This window comes from Kitasatospora sp. NPDC059812 (genome assembly GCF_042732075.1).
Taxonomy (GTDB): domain Bacteria; phylum Actinomycetota; class Actinomycetes; order Streptomycetales; family Streptomycetaceae; genus Kitasatospora.
This window is the reverse complement of sequence record NZ_JBHWIO010000084.1, coordinates 4,472-24,979: the sequence shown is the minus strand read 5'-3', so window position 1 is coordinate 24,979 and position 20,508 is coordinate 4,472. Positions and strand designations below refer to the sequence as shown.

The window sequence follows — 20,508 nt, the reverse complement described above, 5'->3', positions numbered from 1 at the left end:
CTGACTGTCTCTACCGGGTGGTGGCCTCCGGCGGAGTGCCGGGGTGGGTGAGGGAGTCGATCCAGGTGCGGATCGCGGCTGCCGTGGTGGCGGCGTCCTCCCGTGCCAGGGAGAGGTGGTTGCCGGGCACCTCGACGCGCTCGTGTGGCAGCGGCCAGGACGTGCGCCAGGAGTCGCCGTCCGCGCGCGTCGCCATCAGTGGGGTCGGGCGCGCGGCGCCGATGAGGAGGGTCGGGGTGTTCACGGGCTCCGGGCGCCAGTCCAGGAAGAGCCCGGTGTAGGCGCCCATGGCCGCGACGGCGGCGTCCTCGTCGCCGGTGGACCCGTCCGCGCTCACGTCCGCGCTCACGTCCGCGGCGAGGTACGGGGCCGGTGGGGCGGCCAGGGCGGTCAGCCAGTCCGTGGAGTGGTTGCCCTGGTGGACGAGATACGTGTCGATCAGCACTTGTCCCAGGGGAGCGGATCCCCTGAGTTCGAGGCGTCGGGTCACGGCGTGCGTGACGGCGCCCCCGGCGGAAGCACCGACCAGGACGACGGGCCGGTTGCCGACGTGCCGCAGCACCGTCTCGGCGTGGAGGCGGGCGAGCGTCTCCCGGTCGGCCGGAACGGCGTACCCCGCGCCGATGCCCGGGTGTGGGAACTCCAGGACCTCCAACTCGCCCTCGAAGCAGGCGTGCAGGGCCGCGAACCCGCCTCCCGGCAGTGCGGGGAACGGACGGTGGTCGGGGAAGAAGACCACGACCGGGGAGCCGGCGCGGCCCCGGGCCCGGCGCAGCGGCGGCACGGCGTGCTCCGCGGCGTCGTCGGCGCCGAACGTCGCGGCGGCCGAGGAAGCCGCGACCACCAGGTGCATCGCGGCCGCCGGCCGGCCCTGCTCGCAGAGCGCGCGGTACAGCGCCGCGAGCGTCTGCGCGGGACGGCCGGTGGGCGGTGCGGGCCGGAGGCCGGGGCGCTCACGCGGTGTGCCGTCGGGCAGGTCGTCGAGCAGGTTGTCGGGCAGGTCGTCGAGCAGGTCGAGTACGTGACGGGCGAGGTCCTCGATCGCCGGGTGCTCGAACACGACGGCCGCGGGCAGCCGCAGGCGCAGGGCCGTACTCAGTCGGCTGCGGAACTGGACGGCCGTCAGGGAGTCGAAGCCGAGCTCGGCCAGGGTCCTGCCGGCGGGCAGGTCCTGCGCGCCGGAGTAGCCGAGCACCGCGGCCACGTCGCCGCGCAGCAGTTCCGTGAGCGCGGCCCCGCGCTCCTCGGCGGGCAGCCCGGCCAGCAGCGTGCGCCACGCTCCGGGCTCCGAGCCCTCCCGGCCGCCCGGCGGCGGTTCGGTCTCACCGCTCTGCACTTCGGCGGCGGGCCGACTGTGGCGCGCCAGGTCGCGCAGCGGTGCCGGTAGTTGCCCTGCGGCGGTGCGCAGCGCGGCCCGGTCGAGCAGGACCGGCGCGAGTACGGGGGCTCCCGTCCGCAGTGCCGCGTCGAACAGGGCCAGTCCTTGGGCGGGGGTGAACGCCCGGACCACGTCGTCGGGCCTCGGGTGCCCCGCGCCCTCGGTCAACTGGGCTGCCATGCCCGCATCGTGGCCCCACATGCCCCACGCCAGCGAGACGGCGGGCAGGCCGGCGGCGGCCCGGTACTGGGCGAGCGCGTCCAGGAACGAGTTCGCCGCGGCGTAGTTGCCCTGGCCCGCCCGGCCCAGCACGCCCGAGATCGAGGAGAACAGGACGAAGGCCGACAGGCCCCGGTCGCGGGTCAACTCGTGCAGGTGCCAGGCCGCGTCCGCCTTCGGCCGCAGGACCGCCGCCAGCCGCTCGGGGGACAACGCGGCCAGCGCTCCGTCGTCGAGGACCCCGGCGGCGTGCAGGACGGCGGTCAGCGGGGGGTCGCATTGCTCGATCAGCTCGGCGAGCCGGGCCCGGTCGGCCGCGTCGCACGCGACGATCCTGACCTGCGCGCCCCGCTCCGCCAGACTCGCGCGCAGGGCGTCGGCGCCCGGTGCGTGCGGGCCGCGCCGCCCGGTCAGCAGCAGGTGGCGGACCCCGTACGCGTCGACCAGGTGCCCGGCCAGGTCCGCGCCCAGTGCTCCGGTGCCGCCGGTGATCAGCACCGTGCCGTCCGGGTCGAAGGCTCCGGAGCGGCGGGGCTGGGCACTCTCGGCCGGCCAGGGCTCGGGCAGGTGGACCGCCGCCGGGGCGCCGACCAGCCGTGGCACCGTCGCCGGGACGCCGACCAGCCGTGGCACCGTCGCCCGCCCGGCGCGCAGGGAGAGTTGGGGCTCGCCGCTGGCGGCCGCCGCGGGCAGCAGGCGCAGGGAGGCGGGGTCCTCGTCCACGTCGACCAGGACCACGCACCCCGGCAGCTCCGACTGCGCCGTACGCACCAGCCCCCAGACCGCGGCTCCCGCCAGGTCCGGCGTGGGTGCGGTGGCGTTCCGCGTCACCACCACGAGCTGCGAGCCCGCGGTGGCCGGATCGTCCTGCCAGTCCTGTAGGGCCTTGAGCACCCGCGTGGTCAGCAGGTGGACGTCGGCCAGTGGGTCGCGGTCCGTTTCCGATTCCGATCCGACGGCGGTGACCGCCAGGTGGCGGGGCGGGGCGGCGGCGTCCGCGCCCGCTGTGGATGAGGTCGGGCCGTTCGCGGGCGAGGACGGGCCCGCGAGGGGGACGAAGGCGCCGAGGTTCAGCTGGTCCGGCCCGAGGACCGTCCAGCCCGCCGACTGCGGTGCCCCGCCGGGCAGTCCGACGGGGACCCAGTCGGGGCGCAGCAGGGCGCGCTGGGCGATGTCCGGCCCGGGATCGCGGTGTCCGGCCGGAAGCTCCCTGGTGGAGAGGGAGTTGACGCGGGCCACCAGGCGGCCCGCCGGGTCGGCGAGCGTGATCGAGAGCGCGCCGCCCTCCGAGGCGGGGTCTGCCTCGCCGACCGGCGCGATCCGCACCCGGACCGTCGACGCCGCGGCGGCGTGCAGGCACACGCCGCTCCATTGGAACGGCACCCGGGCGCCGCCCGCGCCCCCGCCCGCGTCCGCGCCCCCGTCCGGGTCGGTTCCCGGGGCGTGCGCGGCGAGCATCGAGGCGTGCGCGGCGGCGTCCAGGAGCGCGGGGTGGATGCCGTACCGGTCCGCCTCGGCCGTCCACGGCTCGGGCAACCTGACCTCCGCGAACACCTCCGTACCCCGCCGCCACAGTGCGCGCACGCCGCGGAACGCGGGCCCGTAGGCCAGACCGCGCCCCGCCGCGGCTTCGTAGGCGCCGGTGGGATCGATCTCCGCGGCGCCGGGCGGCGGCCACTGCGTCAGGCCGTGCCCCTCCGGTGCCGTGCCCGGCTCGGGCGTGCGGGCGAGCAGGCCGGTGGCGTGCGGCGTCCAGGCGGCCTCGCCGGGCTCGGCGGGCTCGGCGGGCTCGGCGGGCTCGGCGGGCTCAGCGGCCTCCACCGGTCGCGCGTGGATCTCGACGGACCGCCGGCCGGAGTCGTCCACCGCCCCCACCACGACCTGGACCCGTACCCCCGCAGCGGGCAGCGCGAGCGGCCGCAGGATCACGAGCTCCTCCAGCGTGCCGCAGCCGGCCGCGTCGCCCGCGCGCACAGCCATCTCGACGAACGCCGTCCCCGGCACGAGCGGCGCCCCGCCGACGACGTGGTCGGCGAGCCACGGCTGGGCGCTCGCCGACAGCAGGCCGGAGAGCACCGTGTGCCCGGTGCCTGGCACCTCGAACGGCGGGCCGAGCAGCGGATGCTCGCCGGAGGTACTGGCTGGACCCGCCCCGGCCGGGCGCGGTGGGTCCAGCCAGTACCTCCGGCGTTGGAAGGCGTAGGTCGGCAGCTCCACGCGCCGCAGCCCGCGTCGCAGCCCGCGCTCCGCGAACACCGCGGGCCAGTCGACGCCGGCGCCGCGCACGTGGAGCCGGGCCACGGCCGCCAGCAGCGTGTCCGGCTCCCGCTCGCCGTCACGGGCCGCGAAGGCGAACACCGGGCCGCCGCCGTCCTGGAACTCCGGGCCGCCGTCCTGGACGGCCGGGCACTCCTGCGCGTACGCGGTGAGCACGGGCTGCGGGCCGAGTTCCAGGAAGCCCCCGACGCCGTTGGCGCCCAGCCACTCCACGGCCTCGGCGAACCGCACGGGAAGCCGCGCGTGCCGCACCCAGTAGTCCGCGGAGCCCAGTTCCTCCGGCGCCGCCCGAGACCCCGTCACGGTGGAGACCACCGGGATCCGCGGCGGCCGGAACTCCAGCGTCTCGGCGACGCGGCGGAACTCGTCGAGCACCGGGTCCACCAGCGGCGAGTGGAAGCCGTGGCCGACCTTGAGCCGCGTGCTGCGGCGGCCGCGGGCCTCGAACCGCGCCGCGACGGCGAGCACCGCGTCGCGCGCGCCGGAGACCACCACCGCACGCGCTCCGTTGACGGCGGCGATCGCCACGCGGTCGGCCACATCCGCGAGTTCGGGCAGGACCTCGTGCTCCGCCGCGTCGAGGGCCACCATCGCCCCGCCGTTGGGCAGCGCCCGCATCAGCCGCCCGCGCGCCGCGACCAGACGCACGGCGTCGGCGAGGTCCAGCACGCCGGCGACGTGCGCGGCCGCCAACTCGCCCACGGAGTGCCCCGCCAGGAAGTCGGCCCGCACGCCCCAGGACTCCACCAGCCGGAAGAGCGCCACCTCGTAGGCGAACAGGGCGGCCTGCGTGAAGTCCGTGCGGTCGAGCAGGGCGTCCGGCGAGCCCGGCTCGGCGCGGATCACCGTGCGCAGCGGCCGGTCGAGTTCGCCGTCCAGTGCGTGGCAGACCTCGTCGAAGGCCTCGGCGAACGCGGGAAACGCCTCCCGTAGCTCCTCGCCCATCCGCGTGCGCTGCGCGCCCTGCCCGGTGAACAGGAAGGCGGTGCGGGTGCGCGGGTCGGCCAGACGCGTCAACGCCCCGGCGCCGGACGTGCCGTCGGCGGGCGTGCCGTCGGCGATCGCCCGGAGTCCGGCCAGCATGCGCTCGCGGTCCGCAGCCGGCACCATCGCCCGGTGCGTGAGCGCCGACCGCGACACCGCCAGCGAGAAGCCCACGTCCGCCGGCGAGAGGCCCGGCCGGGCGGCGACGTGGTCGGCCAGCCGTCGCGCTTGGGCCCGCAGGGCCGCCTCGTCGGCCCCGCCGACCAGCCACGGCACCGCCAGCCCCTGGGGCCGCGCGGGTTCCTGCCGCGGGGCGCGGTCGGCGGCAGCCGGCTCCTCGATGATCACGTGCGCGTTGGTGCCGCCGATCCCGAAGGCCGACACGCCGGCCCGGCGCGGCCGGCCGGCGGGCGCGGGCCACGGCCGGGCGGCGGTCAACAGCTCGACCCGGCCCGCCGACCAGTCGACGTGCGGGGTGGGGGCTGCCACGTGCAGGGTCCTGGGCAACTCGCCGTGCCGCATGGCCTGGGCCATCTTGATGATCCCGGCGACTCCGGCGGCGGCCTGGGTGTGTCCGAGGTTGGACTTGACGCTGCCCAACCACAGCGGAGGGTCCCCCGGCCCCCGGCCCCGGCCGTAGCCGGCGAGCAGCGCCCGCGCCTCGACGGGATCACCGAGCGCGGTGCCCGTCCCGTGCGCCTCCACGGCGTCCACCTCGTGCGCGCGCAGCCCGGCGTCGGCCAGCGCCAGCTGGATCAGGCGCTGCTGGGCGCGGCCGTTGGGAGCGGTCAGGCCGTTGGACGCGCCGTCGGAGTTGACGGCGCTGCCGCGCACCACCGCCAGCACCGGGTGTCCGTTGCGGCGCGCGTCGGACAGCCTCTCCAGCAGCAGCACCCCGGCGCCCTCGGCCCAGGCGGTGCCGTCCGCCGTGGCCGAGAAGGACTTGCACCGGCCGTCGGGCGCGAGGGCGCGCTGGCGGCTGAACGCGACCAGCGGGTTGGGCGTCGCCATCACCGTGACGCCGCCGGCCAGCGCCAGCGAGCACGCGCCCGAGCGCAGCGCCTGGGCCGCCTGGTGCACGGCGACCAGCGAGGACGAGCACGCCGTGTCGACGGTGATCGCGGGCCCGCGCAGGCCGAACACGTAGGAGAGCCGGCCGGAGGCCACGCTGCCGGCCGAACCCAGGGCGAGGTGGGCCTCCAGTTCGTGCTCGGTGAAGCGGGAGGCGTAATCGCCGTACATCACCCCGAGGAAGACGCCCGTGTCGCTGTCCCGGACGGACGCCGGGTCGATCCCGGCCCGCTCCCACGCCTCCCAGGTGACCTCCAGCAGCAGCCGCTGCTGCGGGTCCATGGCGAGCGCCTCGCGCGGCGAGATGCCGAACAGGCCCGCGTCGAACTCCGCGGCGCTGTGCAGGAATCCGCCGCTGCGGGTGTAGCAGGTGCCGATCCGGTCCGGGTCGGGGTCGTAGAGGGCGGCGAGGTCCCAGCCCCGGTCGGTCGGCAGGTCCGAGATCGCGTCCGTGCCCTGCGACACCAACTCCCAGAGCCCTTCGGGGGATTCCACGCCACCGGGGTAGCGGCAGGCCATGGCGACGATCACCACCGGGTCCCGGTCGTACGGCTCCTCCGGCTCGGCGGTCCGCGGTGCGGTGGCGGTCGTGTGTACGGCGGGTACGGCGGGTACGGCGGGCTCGGCAGGCTCGGCAGGCTCGGCAGGCTCGGCGGCGAACAGTTCGGTGTGCAGGTGGCGGGCGACGGCGGCCGGGGTGGGGTGGTCGAAGACCAGCGTCGTCGGCAGGCTCAGCCCGGTCGACGCCGCGAGCCGGTCGATCAGCTCGATGGCGCCGAGCGAGGTCAGCCCGAGGTCCGCGAAGGAACTGTCCGCGAACGAGACGTCCGTGAACGAGCGGTCCGCGAACGAACCGCCCGCGTCAGGCCCGCTCGCCGGCGCGCGTCCGCGGACCCGGGCCGTCTCGGCGCACACCCTCTCGCACAGCGCGCGTTCCTGCTCCTCCCGGGGCAGCGACAGCAGCCCGCGGGCCAGGGAGCCCCCGGCCGGGGCCGGCGCCGCAGCCGGGTCGCTGAGCACCGCATGGCGGACGATCTTGCCCGACGGCGTGCGCGGGACGACCGCGATCTCGCGGACCTCGACGGGGACCTTGTGCTCCGCGAGCTGCGAGCGGCAGACGTCGAGCACCAGCCGCGGGTCCAGGCTCTCCGGGCCGGGCACCACGAAGGCGACCGGGACCTCGCCGAGGACGGCGTGCGGCAGGCCGAGGACCACGGCGTCCCGCACGCCGGGGCAGCCCCGCAGGACGTGCTCGACCTCCGTGGGATGGATGTTCTCGCCGCCCCGGATGATCAGTTCGCTGACCCGGCCGGTGAGGACGAGGTGGCCGTGTTCGGCGCGCCGGCCGAGGTCCCCGGTCCGGTACCAGCCCTCGCGCAGCGCGGCGGCCGTCGCTTCCGGCTGGTCGTGGTAGCCCGTCATGAGATTCGGACCGCTGACCCAGATCTCGCCCTCGCCGCCCGCGAGGACGTCGACGCCGCTGTCCGGATCGACGACGCGGACCTCGACGCCGGGTACCGGCAGTCCGCAGGACCCGTCGACCCGGGGGCCGTTCGGGCGGGCCACCGCGATCGCGCCGCACGTCTCGGTACTGCCGTAGACGTCGAGCAGCGGCGCGCCGAGCGTCTCCTCCACCGCCCCGCGCAGTTCGGGCGGGCACGGCGCGCCTGCCGTGACGCAGAGCCGCAGCCCGGGCCCCGGCGCGGGGAGCGGGGTGTCCTTCGCCGAGGACATCAACCGGTGGTACGTCGTGGGGACGCCGGCCAGGACGGTGAACGGCCCGCCGAGAGCGGCGCTCGGGGTGCGCAGCGTGCGCCACAGGTCGCCGGGCGTCAGCAGGTCGCCGGACGTCGGCAGTTCACCGGCGATCGCGGTGCTCGCGCCGACGGCCGTGGTGCCCAGGATCGCGAGGGAGTGCCCGAAGCTGTGGAACAGCGGCAGCGGCCACAGCAGCCGGTCCTCGGGGGAGAGCCCGAAGACCGGCACGTAGCAGGCCGCCACCGACCACAGTGCGCTGCGCTGCGTGGAGAGCACGCCCTTGGGGCGGTGGGTGGTCCCGGAGGTGTAGAGCAGCCAGGCCGGATCGTCGAGCCCCAGGTCGTCGGGGGCCCCGGGCCCGTCGCTCCCGCTCCCGCTCCCGGTCGCGGCCTCGGCTTCGGCTTCGGCCTCGAAGAGGACGGTGCCGTCGGGGGCGTTCGAGGGGATCGGACCCGCCCCGGTGAGCACGGTGTGCAGGCCGCGGTACGCGGGGCCGAGGCGGTGGAGCTGCGTGAGATGCGCGGGGTCGGTGATGATGGCCGAGGCGCCGCTGTCCCGCAGGTAGTAGTCGAGTTCGTCGTCGGAGGAGCGGGGATTGAGCAGGACACCGACCGCCCCCGCCCGCAGCACGGCGAGGCAACCCTCCACCAGCTCCACGCAGTTGCCCAGGCAGAGCGCCACCCGATCCCCGCGCCGGACCCCCGCCCGCACGAGCGACCCGGCCAACCGCCCGGTCCGCCGCTCCAACTCGGCGTAGCTGACGCCGCGCGAGAAGTCGTGGAACGCGACCCGGTCCGCCGACCGTTCGGCGTGCCTCTTCAGCAACTCCGGCAGCGGCCGCACCAGATCGTCATACCGCAGGTCACCACTCACGCCCCAGCTCCGACCTCTCGCCACTCGCGATCCGCTCCCCCGTCGATCTCCTCCGTACCCAGTAACACGCGGGCACAGACCGAGTCCTGCGGACTCGCCGCAGCTGCGCTTGCGGCCGCTGCGGAACTGCGGCGCTTCTTCGAAGCAGCGCCCCGGACGTCACGAATGGAATCGGACGCGGACGATGACGGCGTCCTGCGGCAGTTCGCGGAGGTACCGGTCCGCGAAGTCGAAGTACGCGTTGGCCGCGACCGGTTGCTGCGGCGTGGGGGTGTAGTCGAAGCAGTCGATCCATCGGCCGTCGACGGTGAGCAGGACGTTGGTGGTCTGGACCCGCATGGCGGCTCGATGGGCATGCTGCTCGCGGCTCCCGGCGAAGTGCTGGAGGGGATCCTGCTGCTTCGTCCAGGTGGGCGCGTCCGGGTCGGACTGCCGCCAGGCGGCGAGAGCCTGCATGACCGGCTGCGCCATGAACGCCTGGTAGGGCGGGTTGGTGGCGGAGGGGCCGCGTGCCGCGATCGTCCGGAGCGAGTGAGCGGGTGGGAACCGTGCGGCGAACGCGGTCCAGGCGTCCCATTCCCGGGCTGCGGCGACGCCTGCGGCCGTGCGTTCGGTGTCGAGGTCGAGGAGGCCTCGGGGCCCACCGTCGCAGCGGTCCGCGGGCTGTGCCGGGCGCGGGGTGCCGTCCAGCCAGGTGGGGCTGCGGATCAGGCGCGGGTCGTTCTCATGGCCTGGTCGCACGGCCAGGCCGTACTCACCGTCGCCTCCGTAGACGTGCCACCAGTCCCATTCGCCTTGCCAGCGGTCGTCGACGGGCTGGGCGTCGTGCTCGAAGGGAGCGAGGGCGGCAGTGAGGGCGGTCGTCACATCGTCGGCCGCGGTCGCGTCCAGACAGACCGTGGCGATGTCCCTGGGCATGCTTTCTCCTTGTACGGACGGGGTATGGCGGGGGCCGGTGCACTCGCCCGCTGCGGCGAGGCACTGCCCCCGGGAGTTCCGAGCTGCCCGGCCTGGTGCACCTGCGCCACAACCGGCTGCTCGGCATCGACCAGGGGGCCGAGGACCACCCCCGCTCCATCGCCCCCGCGGCGCGATGGAGGCCCAGCGCGGCCGCCGCCTGCGTCGGCCCTGGGTTCAAGGGCGGACCGGGTGACCGCGGGCCCTGGCGGTGGGCCTCGACCGCGGGCCCACCGTCAGCGGCGTGCCGAACCCTCGGCTGCGAGAGCCGGTCGTGGCCGATGCCGGGCTACCCCGCGACCGGCTCCGGGCGGAACGCCTGGTCGATGTTCTCCTCGACCCAGGAGCGAAGCGCGTTCAACGGCACCGCGGCACTCTGGCCGAGGCGGGTGAGGGAGTACTCGACGTGCAGGGGGACGACGGGGTACACGGTGCGGTCGAGGATGCCGAAGTCCTCCAGGCGGCGCAGGGTCTGGGTCAGCACCTTGGGGCTGACGCCCTGGAGGCGGCGCTGGAGTTCGCCGAACCGCTGGGGACCGTCTTCGAGGGCGCCGATGGCGAGGGCGGCCCACTTGTTGGCGAGCAGGTCGAGCAGGATTCGACAGGGGCACTGGGCGGCGTAGACGTCGTGCTGCGAGTGCTCGCCGCTGGGGCAGGTGGTCGTCATGCTCACTCTCCTCACCAGGACACTTCCCGATGGGAAGTACTAGCCCTTGAAGGTAACCATACCTGCGGGGATAGCGTCGCCGGCATCGAGGAACGGCCGCTGAAAGGCCTTCCACACTCTGATGCTTCGGGAGATGACGCATGTCCGCAGACACGATGCGCGCGGTGGTCCAGGACACGTTCGGCGGGCCGGAGGCGCTGCGGGTCGCCGAGGTGACGCGCCCGGTGCCGCTGCCGACGGAGGTGCTGGTGCGGGTGCACGCGGCCGGGATCAACCCGGTGGACTGGAAGACCCGCGACGGCTCCGGCATGGCCGGCCTGCTGGGTGAGCCGCCGTTCACGCTCGGCTGGGACGTGTCCGGCGTGGTCGAGGAGGTCGGCTTCGGCGTGACCACGCTGAAGGCCGGTGACGAGGTGTACGGCATGCCGTGGTTCCCGCGCGCCGCGAACGCCTACGCCGAGTACGTGACCGCCCCGGCCCGGCAGTTCGCCCGCAAGCCGGCCACGCTCGACCACGTGCACGCCGCCGCCGTGCCGCTGGCGGCACTGACCGCCTGGCAGGCCGTCGTCGACACCGCCCAGGTGCGGGCCGGCCAGCGGGTGCTGGTCACCGCGGCCGCCGGCGGGGTGGGCCACTTCGCGGTCCAGTTCGCCCGCCACCTGGGCGCCCACGTGGTCGCCACCGCCAGCGCCGCCCGGCACCCCTGGCTCAAGGAGCTCGGCGCCGACGAGGTGATCGACTACACCGGCACCCGCTTCGAGGACGCCACCGCCGGCATCGACGTCGTCATCGACCTGGTGGGCGACGACCACGACCTGACCAGCATCCGTTCCCTGAAGGTCCTGCGCCCCGGCGGCCTGCTGGTCGCCGTCCCGGCCGGTGTCTCCCCCGAACTGGCCGCGGCCGCCGAGGCGGCCGGCGTGCGGGTCACCCCGTTCCTGGTCGAGCCGGACGGCGCCGCGCTGACGACGATCGCCGCACTGATCGACGCCGGCGAGGTCGCCGTCGAGGTGGAGCGGACCTTCCCGCTGGAGCAGGCCGGGGCCGCTCACGCCCGCGGCGAGGCGGGCCGCACCCGCGGCAAGCTCGTCCTCACCACCGAGGTCGAGCCCGGAGCCAACTGACCGCCGGTCAGGGACGGGTGGGATTCCCGGCTCGCCCACCTCACCTCATCCCACCCCGCCTCACCTCGCCTCACCGGACTCGCTCGACGCTCCACCTCGGCAGGTACTCGAAGAACGCGACGGCCTCCTCCCGCCACCTGGGGCGCCAGGCCGCGACCTCCGTGGCGGCCGCGTGCGCGAAGCGCCGCATGTCCGCCCGCATCCGCTCCGGGACGCCGTGGCGGTGGGCGAGGTCGCGGATGGCGGCGATGGTCTCCCCGGTGCAGGCTCCGTCGCCGAGTGCGGACTCCACCATGGCCCGCTCGGAGTCGGTGGCCGCCGCCAGGACGGCACGGACGGTGTAGTTGCGCCGCCCCTCCCGGATGTCCGTTCCGGTGGGCTTGCCCATCGTCCCCGCGTCGCCGAAGAGGTCCAGGTAGTCGTCGCGCAGCTGCCCGCAGATCCCCACCAGCCGGGCGTAGCGGCGCAGTTCCTCGTCGTGGCGGGCGGGCTGGACGCCGGCGGCGAGCAGTCCCAGCTGGAGCGGGGCGAGGACCGAGTAGCGGGCGGTCTTGTAATCGGCCACGTCGTGCAGCACCTCCTCGTCCGGGTACGCGGTGAAGTCCCGCTCCAGGTCGATGATCTGGCCGACGAACGTGGCCGTTGCCGCCCGCGTCTGCACCTCGACCATGGCCTGTCGGACCGGGAGCGGGGCCCGGGAATCAAGAAGGACCTGGAGCGACAGCGCGAGTGCGAGGTCGCCGGCGAGGACGGCGAGCCCGAGCGCGGTCTGCGGCCGGTCGGGGAACCGCCCCCGGTAGGCGTAGTAGGTGGAGGGCCCGCCCCGGCGGGTGGGGCTGTCGTCGATGATGTCGTCGTGGACCAGCCCGTGGGTCTGGAGCAGTTCGATGCTCAGCGCGGCGTCGTCCAACCCCGCCACGGGCTCGGCAGTCACCAGCCGGGCCGCTTCGAAGAGCAGGGCCACCCGCATCCGCTTGCCGCCGCGCAGCGACAGGTCCCGCAGCAGGGCCAGGCAGTCCGGGGTGAACCGGCTGAACGACGGAGCGTCGAAGGCGGCGGCCAGGTCCTGGAAGTACTGCTCGGACAGCGCGCTGAACCGGCGCTCGTACCCGGCGAGACGGGCCCGGATCTGCTCGGCGAGGACGGCGGCGGCGGTATCGGTCACGAAGATGTCTTCCGTTCGGCCGGGTCTGCGCGCCCGCGCAGGCGCGGAGGTGCCACGGATCCCGGCGGTGGTCCGTCACCCATGCTGCCCCACCGGCCTCCCGGCCCGAGCACCCGGTAGGTGCCCTCCCGCGCTCCCCGTCGCCGCCCCGCCATCACGCCTCACCCGGTCGGCGCCCTGAAGAACCCTCGCCCTCAAGAACCCTCACCCCCCAGCATCAAGTCCCTCCCGCCCAGGAAGGTCAGCCCGGCCGCGTCGTTCAACCCGCTCAACTCGCCGGGAAAGCGGGTCAGGGCGAGTTGCAGGGCCTGCAACGAGTCCACGCCGAAGATCGCCGTCACGCGGTCGCCGACGCCCGGGTGTCCGGTGATCCGGCACGGGCAGTACCAGTCCGGCCCCTCCGGGTCGCGGCAGGGCAGCCCGACTTCCAGCAGCACCGGACTCTGCGTCCCGTCCGGAGCGGTAAGGACCAGCTCACGACTGGCGATGACCTGGCCAAGCTCGTATTCAGCGCTCACCGCAGCAGTACAACACGCCCCCCGTTCGAAAAGCCGCTCCACCGGAAGGTCGACAAGAGCACCGCCGGGAGCACGGTCCTGGCTGGGGGCGGCTCCCGGAGCCAGCTCCCGGGTGCGGTTCGTCCTGGATACGGACGAACTCCCCTACCCCTGAATGGTCCTCTTGATCAAGGCCGGGAATCACCGGCGCCATTCATCAGAGGGGTCCCTTCGTGAACGAGCATGCACCGCACAGCCGCCTCCCGCGCTCCCGCCGGGGCGGCCGGCACCGGGCGGTGGCGGTCGTGACCGCCGTGGCCGCCGGCGTGATGACGGTCGGAGCGCTGGCACCGACCGCGGCGTTCGCGGGCGGCAAGCCGGACAGCGTCCAACAGGGCCTGAACGCACTGGTCAAGGACGACGGCCTGCCCGCCGCGCTGGCCTCCGTGAAGGGCCGTGACGGCCGCACCCGCACCTACACCGCGGGCGTCGGCGACATCGCCACCGGGGCCAAGCCCCCCGTCGATGGTCAGGTGCGGATCGGCAGCAACACCAAGCCCTTCACCGCCGTCGTCGTCCTCCAACTCGTCGCCGAGGGAAAGGTCGGCCTCGACGCGCCCGTCGAGACCTACCTGCCGGGGCTGCTGCGCGGCGACGGCATCGACGGACGCAACATCACCGTCCGCCAGTTGCTCCAGCACACCAGCGGCCTGCCCGAGTACGTGGACAAGGACTCCATCCTCACCAGCCCGAACCGGTACTACGAACCGCGCGAGCTCCTCGACGCGGCTCTGGCCCAGAAGGCCCACTTCGCCCCGGGTGCGCGCTGGGAATACAGCAACACCAACTACCTGCTGGCCGGCCTGATCATCCAGAAGGTCACCGGGCGGCCGCTCGGCGAGGAGATCAACCGGCGCATCGTCGACCGCATCGGTCTGCGCCACACCTACTTCCCCACCCCCGGGGACACGGGCATCCGCGAGGCCCACCCCAAGGGCTACAACCGGGAAGCCGACGGCTCGCTCCGCGACTACACGGAGCTGGACCCGTCCTGGGGTTGGGCGGCAGGGGCCGTCGTCTCCACCAACACCGACCTCAACGCGTTCTTCACCGCGCTCCTCGGCGGCCGGCTCCTGCCCCCGGCGCAGCTCGCCCAGATGCGCACCACCGTCCCCGCCGACGAGGTGAGTCCCGGCGTCCGTTACGGGCTGGGCCTGATGAGCCGTCCGCTGTCGTGCGGCGGCCAGTACTGGGGCCACGGCGGGACCATCCCGGGCTACAAGACCACCGGGGGCGTCACCGACGACGGCCGCGCCGCCAGCATCGCGGTGACCGCGATCCCGGGCGACGAGGCCGATCAGCACATCACGGCCACGGTGGACGCGGCCCTGTGCCGCTGACCCCGCGGGCCCTCCCCGGTCCGGCCTGAGCATTCGCAATCCGCAATCCGCACCGGCACCACCAACGGGTTTCCGCGCGCCCCGGCACGCCACGGCACGTCCCGGCACGCCTCGGCGCGCCTCGGCGCGCGGAACCCGCACACCCCAGCAAATCCCCCTTCAGCAGAGGAGTTCCTCCGTGAACGAGCACACACAGCACAGCCCGGCCCGCCGAAACCGCCGCGGCAGGCACGCGGTGGCGGCGGCCGTGGCCGCCGGCGTCGTGGCTGCCGGAGTGCTGGCACCGACCGCGGCGTTCGCCGGCGCCAAGCCGGACAACGTCCAACAGGGCCTGAACGCGCTGGTCAAGGACGACGGCCTGCCCGCCGCACTGGCCTCGGTCAAGGGCCGCGACGGCCGCACCCGCACCTACACCGCCGGCGTCGGCGACCTCGCCACCGGAGCCAAGGTCCCCGTCGACGGGCAGATACGCGCCGGCAGCAACACCAAGACCTTCACCGCCGTCGTCGTCCTCCAGCTCGTCGCCGAAGGGAAGATCGGCCTCGACGCGCCCGTCGAGACCTACCTGCCGGGGCTGCTGCGCGGCGACGGCATCGACGGACGCAACATCACCGTCCGCCAGTTGCTCCAGCACACCAGCGGCCTGCCCGACTACATGGAAGCCCCCGCCCTCGCGGACTTCACCCCCATCCAGTACCGCTACTTCGAGCCTCGCGACCTCCTCGACGGCGCCCTCGCCCAGAAGGCCAGCTTCCCTGCGGGAACCAGCTGGGAGTACAGCAACACCAACTACGTCGTTGCCGGACTCCTCGTCCAGAAGGTCACCGGACGGCCTGTCGGCGAGGAGATCACCAAACGCGTCATCGACCGCATCGGTCTGCGCCACACCTACTTCCCCACCCCCGGCGACACCACCATCCACGAGGCCCACCCCCACGGCTACTTCCGCAGCTCGCCGGACGCGGCCCCGATCGACTACACCGACATGGACTCCTCGATGGCCTGGGCGACCGGGGCGATCGTCTCCACCAACACCGACCTCAACGCGTTCTTCACCGCGCTCCTCGGCGGCCGGCTCCTGCCCCCGGCGCAGCTCGCCCAGATGCGCACCACCGTCCCCGCCGAACTCCTGGGCCCGGGGATCCGCTACGGGCTGGGCCTGCAGAGCAGGCCGCTCTCCTGCGGCGGCCTGGCCTGGGGCCATGGCGGCACCTCCCCCGGCTACCGCACCCGCGGCGGCGTCACCGACGACGGCCGCGCCGCCACCATCACCGTCACCACCGTCCCGGGCGAGGCCGGCGCGCAACACATGGCGGCCGCCCTGGACGCGGCCCTCTGCCGCTGACCGACTTGGCTTACAACCGATACCAGTCGTCTCCGCCAGTACGCAGCGAACGACCCAGGTAGTCCCGCAGGTTGTTGGCCACCCATCTGCGGCTGTCGTTCTCGTGTTCCCAGACGAACACGTCTGGACGCTCGGGCTTCTGCACCAGGGCGAACTGATCACCGCCTCCGTTGTCCCCGAAGAACAGGAGGGCATCGAAAGGCATGTACAGCTGGGCGAAGGATTCGTCAGACCAGAAGAGCAGGTTCTGTTGGATGATCTGGTCGACGGTCCAGACGGTGTCCACGTGGGTGCGTCCGATCACCCCGTTGCTTTCGAGAAGCAACTGCCTGAGCTCCGCAGGCAGCGTTCGCCCGAGCCGCTTCTCGGCTTCGGCGATCTCGGACGTCTGAGCTGGCTCCTGGAAGCCTGCCTCAGGAAAGACCTCCTGGACTACTTGTCTCCACATGATCGAGAGCTTAGCCAGGCGCGCTCGCGGCTTCCCCACGCCGGAGTGTCAGGCCGGACACCGGGCAGACGGCCTCGCGGCTCCCGTGGGCGGGGGCCGGGAGGCCGTCTGTGGAGTACCTACCGCTGCCGGAATCAGCCCGCCTCAGCCCGCCGCGTTCGCGGGGCGGGCCTCGACCAGGCCGGACTCGTAGGCCGCGATCACCGCCTGGGCACGGTCGCGGACACTCAGCTTGGCGAAGATGCTGGTGATGTAGTTCTTGACCGTGGAGACGCTGATGCCCATCGCCGACGCGATCTCGGCGTTGTCCAGGCCGGTGGCCAGCAGGTGCCACACCTCGATCTCGCGGGGCGTCAGTTCACCCAGGCTGGAGGCCGGCAACGGCACCGGTGCCGGCGGCAGGCGGGGCGCGGTGACGTACGTGGAGATCAGCCGGGTGAGCAGGCGCGGCGCCACCGCCGCCTCCCCGGTGTGCACGGTGCGCACGGCCGCCGAGAGCTCCTCCGGGGAGACGTCCTTGGGCAGGAACCCGGAGGCGCCGGCGCGCAGGGCGGCGACGACGTACTCGTCCATGTCGAAGGTGCTCAGCGCCAGGACCCGGCAGGCCGGTAGTTCCCGTGTGAGCCGCTCGGTCGCCTGGACGCCGTCGAGAACCGGCATCCGGATGTCCATCACCACGACGTGGGGCCGGTGCCGGTGCGCGAGGTCGACCGCCTGCTGGCCGTTGTCCGCCTCGGCCACCACCTCGAACGCCGGGTGGGGTGCCAGGATCAGGGCCAGGCCCCGCCGTACCAGCGGCTGGTCGTCGGCGATCAGCACCTTGATCCGCTCCGGGGTTCCCGTCATCCGAGCCGTTCCTCTCCGTCGGCCGGCGCCACCGGCAGGCTGGCCATCACCCGGAAGCCACCACCGTCCACGGCGCCGGCCACCATGCTGCCGCCCTGCAGCGCGACGCGTTCGCGCATGCCGATCAGACCGTACCCGGTGCGGCCCGCCCTCGGTCCGGCCGCACCGCCCGCTCCCGCCAGGGCGCCCACCAGGGTGTCGGCCGGCGCGGCGGTGCCGTTGTCGGACACCTCGACGGTGATCCGGTCCGGGTGGTACGTCAGCCGGACCCGCGCCCGGGCCCGGCCGGCGTGCTTGCGGGTGTTGGTGAGGGACTCCTGGACGATCCGGAACACCGCCAGGCCGGTGCTCGGCGGCAGCGGGCGCTCCTCCCCCAGGACGGCGAACTCGGTGGGAAGGCCGGCCCTGCGGGACTCCTCGACGAGCCGTCCGAGGTGCCCGACTCCGGGCTGCGGCTCGGACGGCGACTCCTCCGGCTCGTCGCCGGCCCGGAGCACGTCGAGCAGTTGGCGCATCTCGCGCAGCGCCATCCGCCCGGAGCCCTCCAGCGTGACCAGGGCGTCGCGCACCACCTCGGTGTCACCCCCGAGGTTCGCTCTGGCACCGCCGGCCATCAGCTGCATGGTGGTGATGTGGTGGGCGACGATGTCGTGCAACTCCCGTGCGATGCGGCGCCGTTCCTGCGCCACCGCGCGGTCGGCCAGCAGCCTGCGCCTGACCTCCACCGCGTGCTGCCAGCGCTTCAGCGCCTCGGCCGCGGCGATGACCAGCACCGCGGCGAGCACGTTGGACGCCGCTCGCGAGAGCGGGGGCGGCAGCGGATGCCCCCGGCCCAGCAGCGGTACGACGGCCGCCACGAGGGCGGCCGGCGCCGCCACCGCGATGCCACGGGAGCGGGCCACGGCGAACAGCGCGACGCAGAGCGTGCAGTTGAAGTGGTGCGGCACCGGCCCGCTCAGGTTCAGTGCCAGGCCGAGGACCAGCACACCCGCCAGTGACGCCAGCGGGTAGCGGCGCCTGGTGAGCAGCGGCATGGCCGCCAGTACGAGCAGGACCAGCGCGGTCAGGGCGATCGGCTGGCTTCCGTCCGGGCTGCCGATCGAGTAGCCGAGGATGTCCAGGGCGGCGGCCCCGACGGCCACCAGCGCGTCACTGGCCGTCCAGGGCAGGCCGTCGGCTCTCGGCGGCTGCGGCAGGGGCCGGTGGTGCGTCGACATGCTGGTGGTGGTCCTTTCTGTGGCCTGTCGGCCCCGGCCTTCGCCCGTTCACCGCAGCCGTCGTGCCCGGCGAGCCGTCCCTGCGGAGGCCTTCGTTCCCGGGGGGGGCGTCCGCGTCTCGGAAGGGGGCGTCCACGGCCCATTCTCGCAGTGGCTCCCGGCCCCGAACCGGCACCCGGGACCGATCCCGGACCAGGCCCCTGGTCCTGGTCCGGGCCGGGTGGCGAGCCCAGGTCCTGACGGCGTTCTCCTCCCGCGCTCGGACGAGAACGCCCGGTACGCCGTGATGGTCTGGAGACGTGCCGGAAATCCCCGGCGACAGCACCACCGCCGGAGGACATCGCGATCCGCGCCCTGACCGGATTCTCTACCAGGAATCCGTGGAAGGTGATCGCCGTATGGGCGGTCCTGGGAATGCTCCTGACCGTCCTGAACCAGACATTGATCTACCGGGTGACCCAGACGCAGACGGCCGACTTCCTGCCGAAGAGCTACGACTCGGCCGCCGCCATGAAGATCGCCCAGGACCGCTTCGGGACGAAGACCGACGCCAATCCGGTGACCGTCCTGGTCGCGCGGACCGACGGCCGGGCGCTGACCGCCGCGGACCGGCAGCAGATCGGCGATGGGGCGAAGCGGCTGAGCCGCCTCAAGGTCACCATGCCCACACCCAAGGACGCCGCGCCCCTTCAGCGGGACTACTCGCAGATCCCCCAGGTCGACCCGGCCATGACCGCGTCCGACGGGACCTTCGAGCTGCTCTCCGCCAACCTCACCGGAAACCCCGCCGACCCGGGCCTGGAGAACACCTACCGGGGCCGCGCGGGGTGACCGCCCGGCTGACGGTGCGTCAGAGTGCGCCACCCGGGCCACCGGAGTCGAAAACTGATACTCCGCCATATTCCGCTTCCCGGTAGCCACTCCATAGTCGCGCGGCTAGGGTGGGCGACGATCCGTCGGGCTCCTGACGGGCCGAGCCGGGGGGCGGGATGCGGATGGCGGCCATTGCCGGCGTGGGGTCACGGTCGCACCGCTTCGGCCGCAGGCCCGCCGCGCCACCCACCACTCCGGGCCGGCTGCGCCGGGTTGTGGTCGCGCTGGTCCTGTGCACGGCGGCACTGTGGGGGACGTTGGAAGCGGCGCTCGCCGGCGCGCACACGGCGGTGTCCGCCGCCGAAGCCCACGCCGACCCGGCCCTTGTCGACATCGCGCAGCTGTCGTACCTGCTCGCCGACGCGGACCGGGTCGCGGCCGGGAGCTTCGCCTCGGGGACGGTGCGCCTGAGCGGACCGGGGCAGCGTTACCAGGACGATCTGAAGTCGGCCCACCAGGCGTTGGCCCGGGCCGCCGAGCACGACGCGACCGGGCCGGCCGGGAGCGGGCGACTGCAGGCCGTCGAGGGACTGCTCGTCGAGTACACCAGCCTGGTCGAACAGGCGCATGCCACCGAGAGCCAGGGTGCCCTCGGCGCCGCCTACTTGAGCTACGCCTCAAGCCTGATGCACAAACCCGGTGACGGAGTCCTCGCCCAGGTCCAGCAACTGCGGGCCGCCGAGCAGCAGGAACTGGGCCGGCAACAGCAGAGCGGATGGCTCGCCCCGGTCGTGCTGCTCGGCGTGCTCGCCCCCGCGGTGCTCGCCCTGGTCCTGCTGGTCGGTACGCAGCGCTTTCTGAGCCGCCACTTCAACCGGCGGCTCAACCCGTACCTGCTCACCGCGTCCGTCCTGCTGCTCGCGCTGGCCGGCTGGACGGTGGTGGCGACCCTGCACACCGACCGGGCCTTCGGCACCGCCACCGACGAGGTGCTGCCCCGGCTGACCGCCACCTGGCAGGCTCGCGCGCTCGCCGCCGAAGCGGCAGGCGGCGATGCCCTGGCGGTGGTCCAGACCGTCCCCGGACAGGACCTTTCCGACGACTTCGCCACCTACACCGGCCCACTGGCGGACCGTCCGGTCACGCCGGGAGCGGTCGCGGCGGCCGAGAACCAGCAGCCCGCGTTCCACGGCATCCTCGCCGACCTGTTCGATGCCGACCTCCGCCCCGACTCCTCCCCAGCGAAACGGGACGCCGCCTTGCACACCCTCCGGGACTTCCAGCAGTTCACCGCGGCCGATGCCGAGCTGCGCCGGCAGGCCGCCACGCGCGGCCCCGCCACGGCAGCCGCGGCCGACCCCACCATGGTGGCCACGGCTGTCGGCCCCGGGGGGCGCCCCCCCGGGGGGGGGGGGGGCGGGGGCGGGCGCGCCCCCCGCGGGGGGGCGCGGGGCGGGCCGCGCCCCCCG

13 protein-coding genes are annotated in these 20,508 nt (G+C 74.2%); 5 read left to right on the top strand and 8 right to left on the bottom strand.

Annotated elements, in window-relative coordinates; genetic code table 11:
• Window positions 1-10 precede the first annotated feature (10 nt).
• From ACFV6D_RS30975 to ACFV6D_RS30965, 3 genes are all read right to left on the bottom strand, one after another.
• Window positions 11-8,560: a type I polyketide synthase gene (locus ACFV6D_RS30975; protein ID WP_380562075.1), complete on the bottom strand. Its 8,550-nt coding sequence runs from the start codon at window positions 8,558-8,560 to the stop codon at window positions 11-13.
• Window positions 8,561-8,719: 159 nt separating this feature from the next.
• Window positions 8,720-9,478 (bottom strand): hypothetical protein, encoded by a 759-nt coding sequence (locus ACFV6D_RS30970; protein WP_380562073.1) that lies wholly within the window; start codon window positions 9,476-9,478, stop codon window positions 8,720-8,722.
• A gap of 328 nt (window positions 9,479-9,806) precedes the next feature.
• Window positions 9,807-10,184: a helix-turn-helix domain-containing protein gene (locus tag ACFV6D_RS30965; RefSeq protein WP_363378072.1), complete on the bottom strand. Its 378-nt coding sequence runs from the start codon at window positions 10,182-10,184 to the stop codon at window positions 9,807-9,809.
• Between the two features lie 140 nt (window positions 10,185-10,324).
• Here ACFV6D_RS30965 and ACFV6D_RS30960 point away from each other — a divergent pair, with 140 nt between their 5' ends.
• Window positions 10,325-11,308 carry an NADP-dependent oxidoreductase gene (locus tag ACFV6D_RS30960; protein ID WP_380562071.1) on the top strand — a complete coding sequence of 328 codons (984 nt, stop codon included), beginning with the start codon at window positions 10,325-10,327 and terminating at the stop codon, window positions 11,306-11,308.
• Window positions 11,309-11,378: 70 nt separating this feature from the next.
• Here ACFV6D_RS30960 and ACFV6D_RS30955 read toward each other — a convergent pair whose 3' ends face one another.
• Both ACFV6D_RS30955 and ACFV6D_RS30950 read right to left on the bottom strand, forming a co-directional pair.
• Entirely contained in the window at window positions 11,379-12,473 is a 1,095-nt protein-coding gene (locus ACFV6D_RS30955; RefSeq protein ID WP_380562069.1) for a polyprenyl synthetase family protein, read from the bottom strand.
• 194 nt (window positions 12,474-12,667) lie between these two features.
• The gene (locus tag ACFV6D_RS30950; RefSeq protein ID WP_380562068.1) at window positions 12,668-12,991 is read right to left on the bottom strand and encodes a DUF6968 family protein; all 324 of its coding nucleotides are present in this window, start codon (window positions 12,989-12,991) and stop codon (window positions 12,668-12,670) included.
• A gap of 212 nt (window positions 12,992-13,203) precedes the next feature.
• Here ACFV6D_RS30950 and ACFV6D_RS30945 point away from each other — a divergent pair, with 212 nt between their 5' ends.
• On the top strand, window positions 13,204-14,370 hold the full coding sequence (locus ACFV6D_RS30945) for a serine hydrolase domain-containing protein (protein ID WP_380562066.1): 1,167 nt from the start codon (window positions 13,204-13,206) through the stop codon (window positions 14,368-14,370).
• Window positions 14,371-14,548: 178 nt separating this feature from the next.
• Window positions 14,549-15,715, top strand: a complete 1,167-nt coding sequence (locus tag ACFV6D_RS30940; protein ID WP_380562064.1) for a serine hydrolase domain-containing protein — start codon at window positions 14,549-14,551, stop codon at window positions 15,713-15,715.
• A 10-nt stretch (window positions 15,716-15,725) separates the two neighbouring features.
• Here the strand turns inward: ACFV6D_RS30940 and ACFV6D_RS30935 are convergent, their stop codons facing one another.
• From ACFV6D_RS30935 to ACFV6D_RS30925, 3 genes are all read right to left on the bottom strand, one after another.
• On the bottom strand, window positions 15,726-16,163 hold the full coding sequence (locus tag ACFV6D_RS30935; protein WP_380562062.1) for an SMI1/KNR4 family protein: 438 nt from the start codon (window positions 16,161-16,163) through the stop codon (window positions 15,726-15,728).
• 144 nt (window positions 16,164-16,307) lie between these two features.
• Window positions 16,308-17,009 carry a response regulator gene (locus tag ACFV6D_RS30930; RefSeq protein WP_380562060.1) on the bottom strand — a complete coding sequence of 234 codons (702 nt, stop codon included), beginning with the start codon at window positions 17,007-17,009 and terminating at the stop codon, window positions 16,308-16,310.
• The gene (locus ACFV6D_RS30925; protein ID WP_380562058.1) at window positions 17,006-18,226 is read right to left on the bottom strand and encodes a sensor histidine kinase; all 1,221 of its coding nucleotides are present in this window, start codon (window positions 18,224-18,226) and stop codon (window positions 17,006-17,008) included. The genes ACFV6D_RS30930 and ACFV6D_RS30925 overlap by 4 nt, the downstream gene beginning before the upstream one ends.
• Window positions 18,227-18,613: 387 nt before the next feature.
• On the opposite strand from ACFV6D_RS30925, the gene ACFV6D_RS30920 reads away from it, so the two are divergent.
• Together ACFV6D_RS30920 and ACFV6D_RS30915 are read left to right on the top strand one after the other, a co-directional pair.
• The gene (locus tag ACFV6D_RS30920) at window positions 18,614-19,057 is read left to right on the top strand and encodes an MMPL family transporter (protein WP_380562056.1); all 444 of its coding nucleotides are present in this window, start codon (window positions 18,614-18,616) and stop codon (window positions 19,055-19,057) included.
• A 164-nt stretch (window positions 19,058-19,221) separates the two neighbouring features.
• Window positions 19,222-20,508 (top strand): hypothetical protein (locus ACFV6D_RS30915; protein WP_380562054.1); only part of this gene is annotated, 1,287 nt, incomplete at its 3' end.